The sequence below is a fragment of the Fontisphaera persica genome (assembly GCF_024832785.1).
In the GTDB taxonomy this organism is placed as follows: domain Bacteria; phylum Verrucomicrobiota; class Verrucomicrobiia; order Limisphaerales; family Fontisphaeraceae; genus Fontisphaera; species Fontisphaera persica.
In genome coordinates this window covers 3040283-3052602 of sequence record NZ_CP116615.1, presented here as the reverse complement: position 1 = coordinate 3052602, position 12320 = coordinate 3040283, and the positions used below count along the sequence as shown (strand labels likewise).

The 12320-nt window shown below is 63.3% G+C and carries 5 protein-coding genes and 1 other RNA gene; 4 read left to right on the top strand and 2 right to left on the bottom strand.

Annotation, left to right across the window (positions count from 1 at the left end; all coding sequences use genetic code 11):
- Positions 1-77: 77 nt before the first annotated feature.
- On the bottom strand, positions 78-6542 hold the full coding sequence (locus tag NXS98_RS11405; RefSeq protein WP_283845107.1) for an Ig-like domain-containing protein: 6465 nt from the start codon (positions 6540-6542) through the stop codon (positions 78-80).
- A gap of 116 nt (positions 6543-6658) precedes the next feature.
- Here NXS98_RS11405 and ssrA point away from each other — a divergent pair.
- Positions 6659-7013: a transfer-messenger RNA gene (gene ssrA / locus NXS98_RS11400) on the top strand.
- Between the two features lie 42 nt (positions 7014-7055).
- Here ssrA and NXS98_RS11395 read toward each other — a convergent pair.
- A complete protein-coding gene (locus NXS98_RS11395) occupies positions 7056-8444 on the bottom strand; it encodes a sugar porter family MFS transporter (protein WP_283845106.1) in 1389 nt (462 codons plus the stop codon).
- 117 nt (positions 8445-8561) lie between these two features.
- On the opposite strand from NXS98_RS11395, the gene prfB reads away from it, so the two are divergent.
- The 3 genes from prfB (at position 8562) to NXS98_RS11380 (ending at position 12317) form a co-directional block, all read left to right on the top strand.
- Complete coding sequence (gene prfB / locus NXS98_RS11390; protein WP_425499907.1) at positions 8562-9722, top strand: peptide chain release factor 2; 1161 nt, start codon at positions 8562-8564, stop codon at positions 9720-9722.
- Positions 9723-9770: 48 nt separating this feature from the next.
- Positions 9771-10562 carry an indole-3-glycerol phosphate synthase TrpC gene (gene trpC, locus NXS98_RS11385; protein ID WP_283845104.1) on the top strand — a complete coding sequence of 264 codons (792 nt, stop codon included), beginning with the start codon at positions 9771-9773 and terminating at the stop codon, positions 10560-10562.
- Positions 10563-10679: 117 nt separating this feature from the next.
- On the top strand, positions 10680-12317 hold the full coding sequence (locus tag NXS98_RS11380) for an NAD+ synthase (RefSeq protein WP_283845103.1): 1638 nt from the start codon (positions 10680-10682) through the stop codon (positions 12315-12317).
- Positions 12318-12320 lie beyond the last annotated feature (3 nt).

Genomic DNA, 12320 nt, shown 5'->3' with positions numbered 1-12320 from the left:
CCGGCTCACAGGCAAAACCCTCCCCCTTGCTCCCGCCCTCCGGCCCGGCCGGAGGACATGCGGAAAGCGAATCCGCCTCACCGTTGTTCCAGACGGAAATAGCGGCTGGCGCCGGTGGGCGTGGTGCGGAAGAGATAAAATCCGTTGGTCAGGAGCAGGGATTCGGTGACCGGCTGCCAGTCGGCCTGGGGACCGAGAGCGGGCGAGGCGTACAGCTCCCACCCGTGCATGTGCGCGGGCCAGAGCAGCCGGAGCTGACCGGCCTGGTATTCTGGCGGCGGGGCCAGCGTGGCCGGGGATGGACCTTGGAAGCCCCGGCCTTCAACGGCCAGGTCAAAGGCCAAATCGCTGCTGGTGGCCGAGTTTTGATGGATTTCCACCGCCAGCAAATTCAGACCCGGCAACACCCCGGCCACCGGCGCGTTCAACTCAAAATAAGTTTGCTCGTCCGTGCCGGAAACAGCGCTGGACGCCAGGGTGGCGTAGCCCACCGGGCCTTGTGGCATGTTGCTGCGGAAGACTTCGCCGCCATTGAGATAAACCACCGCCCCGTCATCGCGCAGAAGGCGGAAGACCAGATTGGTCAAGGTCACGCCGGAAGGCACGGAGAACCAGCGGCGGAAATAATAGGAGAGGTACTTGTTGTTGCTGGGGCCGGTTTGCAGGGTGGTGACTTCGCCGTCATCGCCGTAGCCCAGCCGCGCAGGTCCGGAACCCCAGGCGGCGTCACTGTAGGCCCGGCGCTGCCAGTTGGTGGCGGGGAGCGAGCCGCGGTCCCAGTAGCGCCACACGGCGCCAGTGGTGATTAAAGTGGCCTGATAGGGCGGATATTGCACGGTAACGGAGACCGGCGCCGAAACCAGCTCCGTGCCATTGGCCAGGCGCACCCGGGCCGTGATTTGATAACTGCCCAGGGCGGGATTAGGCCAAATCCATTGCGTTTCGCCGGGGGCGGTTTCGCCAATTTTCTGGTTGCCCACCCAAAATTCAATGGTTTCCCCGCCTGAAGCCAGGCCGGTCCATGCGGCGGCCTGCAGGGTCATGGCTTCTCCCACCACCACGAGCTGGCCGGGGGCGGGGCGGAGGAGGAGCAGGCGCGGCTCGGTGGTGCCGCGGCCGGTGAGCTGCAAATCGAAGCCGCCATCCGAGCTGGTGGCGCTGGACTGGTGCAGCTCGACGGCCACCACGTTGGTGCCGGCCAGCAAACCGGCGCTCAACGCCGGGACGATGGATTCAAAGTAGGTGGTTTCGTCCGGCGTGTTGACGGTGGTGGCGGCCAGGGTACTGGCGGTCACCGAACCTTCCGGCATGTTGCTGCGGAAGATTTCCCGCCCGTTCAGGTACACCACCGCGCCATCGTCGCGCACGAGTTGAAAGACCAGCTCGGTATAAAGGGCGGGATTGGTCACCACAAAGGTGTTCCGGAAATAATGGGTGATGCGGCCGGAGGTGATTTCGGTGCGTTCGCCATCCCACCCCCAGCCAAAGCGCGCCTGTCCCAGCGGCCAGGTGGCATCATTAAAAGAGGTCTGGTTCCAGCCCGGCTGCACGGCGCTCACATTGTCCCAGTAGCGCCAGTGGGCGCCGGCCGGAATCCAGGTAGTCATCACCGGTTGCACGGGCAGGGGCAGGGGCGTAACAGTGATGGTCACCGGTGCGCTGGTCACAGCCAGGCCGCCCTCAAACTCTGCCACCGCAACGAGGGCATGTTCACCGGGGGGCGGATTCTGCCAGGGGTAGGCAAAAGGATATACCAGGGCGGCGCCGTGGCGCTGGCCGTTGATAAAATAGGTGACCTGCCTGGCCGTTTGGGAATCAGCCATGGCGAAGGCATTCAAGGTCAAGGCGGGCGGCGCCACCAGCCGCGCTCCCTGCGGGGGCGAGGTGATATAGGCGACGGCAGGCGCGGCGGGCACCATGCGGCGGCCCACCAGCTCCAAATCGAAGCCCAAATCGCTGCTGGTGATGCTGCTTTGGTGCACTTCCACCGCCAGGACGTTGGTGCCGGAGCGCAGCAGCGTGGGACTCAGGGCCACACTAACGGGCGTGGTTTCATCAGCCCCGCTCACGGCGTTTAACGCCAGACTGTTGTGACTGATGGGGCCGGCGGGCAGGTTGTGCCGGAAAACCTCCTGGCCGTTCAGATACACCACCGCGCCATCGTCGCAAATGAGCCGCAGCTCAAGCTGGGTCAGTCCTGCAGGACTGGCTTGGAAGGTTTTGCGGAACCACGCGGTGATATGGCGGAAAGCAGGGTCGCCGCCGTCATTAATCACGGTACGCTCGCCGTCCCCGCCGTAGCCCAACCGGGCGGCCCCCGCTTTCCAGGCGTGGTCGGCGTAAGTGAGGGTGGTCCAGGTGTCGGCCGGCGGCTGGCGGTCATCCCAGTATTTCCACACTTCGCCCCACGCCACCCAGCTTTGGAAAGGAGCGGGGGCGGTGAAGGTCACCTGTACCGGCGCGCTGGTGATGGTCATGCCGGCGGCATCGGTGGCCACCGCCAATAACTCCACATGCTCCACCGGCGGGTTGGCCCAGGTAAAGAGGAAAGGCGCGGGCACTTCGCCCAGGAACTGGCCGTTGGCGTAATAGCTGATGCGCTGGAAGGGGGAGCCACCGCCGCCCACGGCTTGAACGGCCAGGGACACCGCGCCCGCCGGCAGGGTGGCTCCGTTGGTGGGAGTCACCCAATAGACTCCGCGCGGGCGATTGGTGGAAAGCCAGACGGTGAGTCCGAGGTCGAAGCTCAGGTCTGAACTGGTCACCGCATTTTGATGCACTTCCACAGCCAGCACGTTGGTGCCGGGCAGCAATGGCAGGGACGAGAAGGAGAAGCTGAAAAAGGTTTTGCCGTCGTCGTCAGCGGCCATGGTGGCGAGGGTGTCGAAAGCCACCGGCCCGGAGGGCATAAGGTCACGCAGGATTTCCTGGCCGTTGAGATACACCACCGCGCCGTCGTCGCGTTTTAATTGCAACACGGCGTTGGTGATGGTGTAGGGGTCGGCCACCACAAAGGCTTGGCGGAAATAAGCGGTAATCCATTTGTTGTTGCTGTTGGTGCCGTAACTTAATCGGGTGGCTTCGTCATTCTCCCCATAGCCCAGTTCGGCCAGGCCATTGCTCCAACTGGAGGCATCAAACTCCAACGCCGCCCAGGCGGGTGGCGCGCCGGTGGGGCCGGTGAAGAAGTGCCAGCGGGAGCCGGGAGCGATGACCAGATTGGTGACCGCCGGCGTGGGCGGCGGCTCCGGCATTTTCACGGTAATGGCCACCGGGGCGATGGTGAGCATCTGGCCGCTGGCCAGCGTGGCGACGGCATAAAGTTGATGCTGACCCACCGGCGCCTGGGGCCAGAACCCGGCATAAGGCGGGGTGGAATCGGCAATTAAAAGCTGGTCGTTGGCGTAGATTCGCACCTGCGTCACGGCGGTGGCATCGCTTTGGGCCACGGCATTCAGGCTGATGTTGGTGGGGTAGGTGAAGACCTCTCCGGGCCGGGGGCTGGCCAGGTAGAAAATTTGCAGGTTGGCCGCATTGGTGCGGCTCATGCCGGTGAGCGCGAGATCGAAATACAAATCCGAGCTGGTCGCCTCCACCTGATGCATTTCCACGGCCAGCGTGTTGACGCCCACCTGGAGCACCGTGGGCGAAAGTTCTGTCCGGAGATAATTATCCGGCTCCACCGCCGCCACAGCGCGGGTGGTGTAACTGACGGCGCCGGTGGGCAGGTTGTCGCGGAAGATTTCCTGCCCGTTGAGCCAGACCAGGACGCCATCATCGCGCAGGACTTCCAGCACCAGATTGCTGAAGGCGCTGGGCGGGGTTTGATTGGTGAAGGTGGTGCGGAAGTAGTAGGTGATGTGTTTGTTGGTACTGACCCCGCCATAACTCAGCGTGGTCCGCTCGCCGCCCTGGCCGTAGCCGAGCGGGCCGTTGCCGCTGGCCCATGCGGCATCGTTAAAACCGGGCTGCCGCCACGCGGTGCCCTGATTCGAGCCGTCATCCAGGTATTTCCACCGGCTTTCCCGGGCCACCAGGGGAGTGGTGATGAACAGGGAGCCTGGAAATTGCACAAAATCCGCCCCCGCAAAACTTGGCCCCACTGTCACGGGGTTGTTGAAGAAGGGATTCACAAAGTTCAGCTCATTGTAAAACGGCTCATAAACGGCCAAGGAATGGCTGCCCGCGCCGAGCTGGGTGAGGAGGAAGGAGCCGTCGTCCTGGCTGATGGCGTAGCGTGAGGCGTTGACCCGCACCCACATGCCCGGCACTGGCTGGGCGTTGGTGGTCAGCACGCGGCCGGTGATTTGAAACGTCGTGGGGCTGCCCACCCGCACCACCACCGCCCCGGCACTCACCCCGCCTTTCATGTCGCTGACGATGCAATGCACGGCGTATTCCCCGGCGCTGGAAAAGGACTGCGTCGCGGTGGGCTGATTTTCCACGCTGTAGTTGCCATTGCCAAAATCCCAGTAATACGCCAGCGCATCGCCATCCGGGTCGGAGGCGGCGACGCTGAACTGCACGGGGGTGTTGACGGCCACCTGCGTGGCGGAGGCCGTCACGCGCGTCTGGGGCCGGCGGTTGTTCGGGAACGCGCCCACCTGGATGATTAAGTCCAGGGACTGCGGATAGGTGTTGCCCTTGCCGATGGGCGTCACATGCAGGCCAAGTTTGCTGTCGCTAAAGGTGCGTCCGATGACCAGCGGATGGTCATCCTTGTTGCCGGAGGAGCCGGGCGTGGCATCCAGCAAAGTGGTGCTGCCGCCCACCCACCGGAAGGCCAGGCCGTTCATCAACGCGCGGTTGCCCGTGAACAACTGCCGGAATTCCATCCAGTAATCGCCATTGCTCCGGCGGAAGCGCAGGCCGCGCAGGCCGCTGGCCCGGGGGTCATCGTGCGCGTAAATCCGGTAAAAACCGCTGGTGCTCACCGTGGGGCAGTCGGCATCGGGAATCCAGCCCAGTTTGTTTTTGCTGAACGAAGAGAAGTGCCGCGCGCCGCCCCCGCTGCCGCCCATGGTATCGAAGGGGTCGCCGTATTCCTCACTGGTGCCCGTGCCCAACATGCTGGCGCCGCTGGTGTTCCACCAGTTGGCATGGCCCAGCCCCAGGTTATGGCCGAATTCATGCGCGCCCGTGCGCACGTCCCAATAGCGATTGGCCAGCCAGAAACCCACCCCACCCACATACCCCAAACCGGCAAAGGTCGCCGTGGGTTTGCCGGCAGTGCAGACAAAATAGAAATCATACTTGTTCATGTCGTACCCCAGCGCCGTGGCGGCGGTGCGGCAGGCGCCCAACAGGGTGCCCATGTTTTGATAGCTTTCCACGTCATTGGGCAGCCGCATGGTGGGAGTGATGTCCGAGCCCTCGCCCACGGGCGCAAGCGTGAGCTTGCCTTGAGAGACTTCCGCCATCCACTGGCTGAGGTCGCGCATCAAGGTCAGGGCTTCATTGGTGGTCATGACCTCGCCGGCGTAGTCCGGGAAGTCCACCCGGAAGAGGATGAATCGCTTGCGCCCCTCAGTGTAGGAAGAGGCGGCAATCGGCAAGTTGTCAGGCGGTAGCGGGTCATCAAGGTTTTGCAGGGCAGGCTGCTCTTCCAACCAGCGCGCGGCCATTGCCGGGCTGGCGAAAGTGCGTACCTCGCCGCCAAGCTGCAACGCTGCCGGGGTGCCTTGAGCGGTCCACGATTGACCGGAAACCAGACAGGGCGCGTCTTGGCCTACCGCGGCCAGGTGGGCTTCCAACTCGGGCGCGTCCAAATACCGCGCGGGTTGGGGGTCCAAGGCCATCAAGTGGGTGGCGGACGCCACCGATTCATGCGCCAGCGCCTGATTGGGCGGCCGCGGCACCACGACACCTTGCAACGGCACCTGGGGGCGTGTCACATAGTCCAAACCCCGCCCAAACGTATAAACCCGGCAGCGCATGTCTGCCCATTGGGCTGTGCGCACCAGGCCTCCCGGCTGGCTTGCGCCGGCGGGCAGCACACACAAAACTTCGTAGTGGGCAGTGCTGTTGACCCATTGTTCCACCTGCTCCCGCACGGCCGCCGGCAAGGCCTCACGCACCCACGGGGGCACCGCCCGCCCCAGGGCCCGCTCGGGGTCGCTTTGAATCCATTCCGTCATCAGCGTCAGGCGCTCGCGTGCCAGCGCCACTCCCTCTGGAAGCATAGATTCCCTTTCCGCATCGCTGGCCCTGACATACCGCCCCACCCAGTGTTGAAAGGCCGCCAGAATTGTTTCGGGCGGCTCGACGGCCCAGCCGTCTCCCAGCCGGCGGGGGGCGGGCACAGTCGGGGCGTGAGAAGCGGCGTGCACGTGCTCATCCACCTCCCCTGCGGCAGGTGCAGACAGGCGGGGGGTAACAGGGACAGCCGCCAACACCGGAGAGGTGGGCGCTTTGGCGAACGGCTGAGCTGCAAGGAAAACCGGGGAATCAGGCGGCGCAGGCTGGTATTGGGCAAAGCGAACAGCCGACACCGCCGCCAACACAATGGCGCCAAGGACCAGCGCCCCGCGGCGTGAAATCATACGGCCATATCATCCGCCGAAATGGCTCAAATTGCAACCCTGCGATGCTCAAGATGGTATCCCGGCGCACTTGAACTGCCCCTGAAGTAATGGTACCTTAATCTTGCAACTTAACCGGGGGCGTACTGGATTCGACCTGGTCGAGACGCCGGAAGTGGCATGCCGAGGACGATCCGTTGGCCTCGTTAATCACCGGATCAAAACTAATAAGTGCCAACGAAGAATTGGCCCTCGCGGCCTAATTGAGCCGCGACGTCCCCCGCTGGACGCCTGCTACGGCGGCGGGACGCCACAGCAGGCTGGGGTGATGGCGGCGCTGGCGCGACATTGCCCGAGAATCTTACCGCCGGCTAGGCTGGTGGAGTGTCGCCGAAAGCTGCTCCGCCGGATGACACTCGCTTTCGGCTAAGCATGTAGTCACGACCGGGGAATCGGTCAGGGACGCGGGTTCAACTCCCGCCGCCTCCACCAGTTTTGTGGGGCCGCCGGCTGTGGGGAGCCGGCTTTTTTATTTCAATGGATGCCCAGGCGATGCTGGATTTCCTCCAGTGTGATGCCTTTGGTTTCAGGCATTACCAGGATGACCCACAAAAGCTGGCCCACCATGCACAGGGCGTAAAACAGGAAGGCATGCCCGCCGGAGACATCGGCAATCAGGGGGAACGTCCACGAGATGAGCGCGGCCATAATCCAATGGGTGAAGCTCCCCAAGGCCTGGCCGCGGGCGCGGACACGGTTGGGGAATATTTCGCTGATGAACACCCAAATGACCGCGCCCTGCCCGAAGGCATGCGAGGCAATAAACACTACCAGCGCGCCCAACAGCAGCTTGCCACCCGTGCCGGAGTAGAAGGAATACGCGGCCACCAGCAGGCTGAGGATGTAGCCCACGGAGCCCACCAACATGAGTTTGCGGCGGCCAAAGCGGTCAATCACCGTCATGGCTGCCATGGTGAACACCAGGTTGGTGAAGCCGATGATGACCGATTGCCAGAGGGCATCCACGCTGTCATACCCCGCCATTTTGAAGATGTGCATGGTGTAATAAATCACCGCGTTGATGCCGGAAAGCTGGTTGAACATGGCGATGGCCACGGCCAGCAGGATGGGCTTGAGGTATTTCCGGCAGAAAAAAGGCTCGGCGGCAGGCTCGCTCCCGGAGGCCAGCGATTCCTGGATTTCCCGCACCATCGCCTGGGCGGCCGCCGGTTCTTCGCCGCAGCGCACCAACACGTCCACCGCCTCCTCCGGGCGTTTTTGGGCCACCAGCCAGCGCGGGCTTTGCGGCGTGAAAAAGAGCAGGGCAAAAAACGCCGCCGAGGGCAGGGCCATCACCCCAAACATCCACCGGCAGGTGGCGGGGCCGAGGTTGAGGCTGCCAATGAGATAATTGGAAAAGTAGGCCAGCAGGATGCCCAGCACGATGTTGAACTGGGTGATCGCCACCAGCCGGCCCCGGTACCGGGCGGGCGAAATCTCAGCGATGTACATGGGCGACACCACCGAGGCTCCGCCCACCGCCAGGCCGCCAATGAAGCGGAAGATGACAAACGACGCCCAGCTCCATGCCAGCGCGCAACCAACACTGGTGATGAGAAACAGCACTGCCAGCGCAAACAGCACTTCGCGGCGGCCGTAGCGGTCGGCCGGCTTGCCCACCGCCACCGCCCCCACAATGGTGCCCAGCAACGCGCTGGCCACGGTGAAGCCCTGCATGAAACTGCCCAGACGCTCGGCGGAAACCCAGGTCAGGTGCGGTGCCAGGGCGGTGGTGATTTGGGCCACGAAGCCCTCCCGCAACCAGTCGGTGGTGCCGGAAATAACGGCGGTATCAAACCCAAACAACAATCCCCCCAGGGCGGCCACCAGGGCGCTGAAAAACAAGTAACGGTTGAGTTTCATGGTTGCGCGCATTGGAGCCGGTATGACCGAAAAAGGCAAGCTTGGGGTCGGGCAGAACGCCCGGCGGCAGCGGGTGCCGGTTGGTTTTCTGCCTTGTCGGTGCCGGAGGGGAGGGCTATGCTCCGCGCGCTATGTTGGATGTCATTGAAAAGCGGTTGCAGACGGCGGAAGAAAAACTGGCGCATTTGCGGAGGTTTCTTTGACCTCCCCAAGTTGCAGCAGCGGCTGGGGGAACTGGAAACCCTGATGGCCGCGGAAACTTTTTGGAACAACCGCGAGCAGGCGCAGAAAACCATTGAGGAGGCCAACGACATCAAGCGCAAGCTTGAACCCCTGGACACCATTACCCGCCAGCACGCCGATTTGAAAGTGATGCTCGAGCTGGCCGAGGCCGAGCCGCCCGAAAGCCAGGCCAGGGTGGCCGCCGAGCTGGACCGCGACACCCAGAAATTGCTGGAGGAAATTGACCGGCTGGAGCTGCGCTTTTTCCTGAGCGGCCCGCATGACCGCAACAACTGCATTCTCACCATCAACGCCGGCGCCGGCGGCACGGAGGCGTGCGACTGGGCGGAAATGCTCCTGCGCATGTATCAGCGCTGGTGTGAATCCCGCGGCTGGGAGGTGGAGATTACCGACATCCTGCCCGGCGAAGGCGCGGGCCTCAAAAACGTGACGATGGTGGTGCGCGGCGAATATGCCTACGGCTATTGCAAGGCCGAGCGCGGCGTGCACCGGCTGGTGCGCATTTCGCCCTTCGACGCCAACAAACGCCGGCATACCAGTTTTGCCAGCGTGGACGTGATTGCGGAAATTGAGGATGACACGGAAATTGTCATCCCGCCCAATGAATTGCAGATTGATACCTACCGCTCCGGCGGCAAGGGCGGCCAGAACGTGAACAAGGTGGAAACGGCCGTGCGCATCACCCACCTGCCCACCGGTTTGGTGGCGGCCTCGCAGGCGCAGCGGTCCCAGGCCCAGAACCGCGCCGCCGCCATGAAGTTGCTGCTTTCCAAGTTGTACGCTTTGCGCGAAGACCAGAAAAAGGCCGAGATGGAGCGGTTTTACGGCGAGAAGGGGAGTGTGTCGTGGGGCAATCAAATCCGCAGTTATGTGTTTCAGCCGTACCGCATGGTCAAGGATTTGCGCACGGGGGTGCAAACCGGCGACACCCAGCGGGTGATGGACGGGGATTTGGATTTGTTTGTCAACGCCTGGCTCCGCGCCGGCGGCCCCACCAAGCGGATGCAAGGCATCAAGGATGAGGACGAGGATTAACCGGCAAAGCCCCCGCCTCGCTGCCAGCGCCCTGCCGAGGTAATTATCATGGCCAACATTCTCGATACGATAGTCGCGCATAAACAGCAGGAAATTGCGGCGCTGCCCGCCGGCCGGGTCACCGTGGCAGATTTGCGTGACCGGCTGGCACGCCGTGGCCTGCGGAACTTTCTGGGCGCCCTGCAACGGCCGCGGGGAGGCCGCCGGATGGCTCTGATTGCCGAAGTCAAAAAAGCCTCGCCCTCCGCTGGCGTCATCCGCCCCGATTTTAATCCGGTGGCAATTGCGCGCGCTTATGAAGCCGCCGGGGCGGATTGCCTTTCTGTGCTCACGGATGAGCGGTTTTTTCAGGGGCGGCTCGAGTATCTGCGCCAGATTCGGGCGGCCGTTTCGCTGCCGCTGCTGCGCAAGGATTTCATTTTGGACGAGCGCCAGATTGTCGAGGCGGTGGAATGGGGCGCGGACGCGATTTTGTTGATTGCGGCGATTCTGGACGATGCGCGGCTGCGTCATTTGCACGAGCTGGCCACCGGGGCGGGGCTGGCGGCGTTGGTGGAAGTGCATGATGAAACGGAGCTGCAACGCGCCATTGCACTGGGCGCGCCCTTGATTGGGGTGAACAACCGGGATTTGACCACGTTCACGGTGGATTTGGCCACCACCGAGCGCCTGGCTGCCCAACTCGGGAACCACACCTGCCTGTTGGTGGCCGAAAGCGGCATCCATGCCCGTGCGGATGTCGAGCGCCTTGCGCGTTGCGGGGCGCGGGCCATCCTGGTGGGCGAGTCGCTCATGCGCTCCGCTTCCTTGGAGGCCAAGATGGCAGAGTTATTAAGCTGAAGTCGGCCAGCGGGGCGGGCTGGCGAACGGCGGAGGCGGTGAAGGGCGGGCCGCGAGGGGGACAATTTCCTTTTCATTGTTCAGCCGCCCGCTCCTGCGGTATCTTGGCAGCACGTTATGAAAATTGCGCTGGCGCAAATCAACACCCTCATCGGGGACCTGACCGGCAACCGCGACCGCATTCTGGCAGCTTACCAGCGCGGCGTGGCGGCCGGGGCGGATTTGGTGGTCACCCCAGAGCTGGCCATTACCGGTTATCCGCCGCGCGATTTGCTCCTGCGCCGGGTCTTTGTGGAGCAAAACCTGCGCATCCTTAATGAACTGGCCGCCGTCACCGGCCGCACGGGCCTGGTGGTGGGCTTTGTGGGCCGGCACGAAACCCGGCCGGGACGCGAGGCCACCAATTCGGTGGCCTTGTTGAGTGAGGGCAAAATCCAGGCCATCCGCCACAAGATGCTGCTGCCCACTTACGATGTGTTTGACGAGGACCGTTATTTTGAGCCGGCGGCCGACAACTCCCCCGTGGAATTTCGCGGGCGGAAATTGGGGCTGACCATTTGCGAGGACATCTGGAATGACGAGGATTTCTGGCGCGAACGCCGTTACCGGCGGAATCCCTGCCGTGATTTGGCGCAGGCGGGGGCGGATTTGATGGTGAATTGCTCCGCCTCGCCATGGCACCTCGGCAAAACGCGCACCCGCCAGGACATGGTTTCGAGCATGGCGGCGCACATCGGGCGGCCCATTGTTTATTGCAATCTGGTGGGCGGCAATGATGAGCTGGTGTTTGACGGGCAAAGCCTGGCTTTCGATGCCGCCGGCCGGTTGGTGGCGCGCGGCGCGGCTTTTGCGGAGGACTTTATCATGGTGGACCTGGAGCAGGCGAATCCCATCACCTTCCAGGAGCCTTGCGAAGAGGAGCAGGTTTATCAGGCGCTGGTGCTGGGTTTGCGCGATTATTTGCACAAATGCGGTTTCCGGGCCGCCGTGCTGGGGTTGAGCGGCGGCATTGATTCGGCCCTCACCGCCTGCCTGGCGGTGGCCGCCCTGGGGCGGGAAAACGTGCGTGGCGTGTCGCTGCCTTCGCAGTTTTCGAGCCAGGGCAGTCTGGATGACGCCCGCGCGCTGGCGGAAAATCTGGGCATCAAGTACCATGTCATTCCCATTCAACCGCCCTTCGAGAGTGTTAAAAGCCAGTTGCGGGAGCTCTTTGCCGGACGGCCGGAAGATGTGACGGAGGAAAACATTCAGGCGCGCCTGCGCGGGGTGATTTTGATGGCATTGTCCAACAAATTTGGCGAGCTGCTGCTGACCACCGGCAACAAAAGCGAGAGCGCGGTGGGCTATTGCACGCTTTATGGCGACATGTGCGGCGGGCTGGCGGTCATCAGTGACGTGCCCAAGCAGATGGTGTATCGCCTGGCGCGCTGGATCAACCGGGAACGCGAAATCATCCCGCAGGCCTCCCTCACCAAGCCGCCTTCGGCCGAACTGCGGCCCAACCAGAAAGACCAGGACTCGCTGCCGCCTTACGAGGTGCTGGACGAGATTCTGGAGCGGTACGTGGTGCAGGGGCAAACGGTGGCGGAGATTCTGGCGGCCGGTTTTGCGGAGGCGGACGTCCGCCGGGTGGTGCGGCTGATTGATTTGAGCGAATACAAACGCCGGCAGGCCGCCCCCGGCTTGAAAGTCACCAGCAAGGCCTTTGGCATGGGCCGGCGCCTGCCCATCGCCCAGCGGTTTCGCGAGATTTGATGG

Bases quoted from the DNA above. Each gene is read 5' to 3' on its own strand.
- NXS98_RS11395 (WP_283845106.1), bottom strand. From the start codon at position 8,444: ATGAAACTCAACCGTTACTTGTTTTTCAGCGCCCTGGTGGCCGCCCTG.
- trpC (WP_283845104.1), top strand. From the start codon at position 9,771: ATGGCCAACATTCTCGATACGATAGTCGCGCATAAACAGCAGGAAATT.
- NXS98_RS11405 (WP_283845107.1), bottom strand. From the start codon at position 6,542: ATGATTTCACGCCGCGGGGCGCTGGTCCTTGGCGCCATTGTGTTGGCG.
- NXS98_RS11380 (WP_283845103.1), top strand. From the start codon at position 10,680: ATGAAAATTGCGCTGGCGCAAATCAACACCCTCATCGGGGACCTGACC.
- prfB (WP_425499907.1), top strand. From the start codon at position 8,562: ATGCTCCGCGCGCTATGTTGGATGTCATTGAAAAGCGGTTGCAGACGG.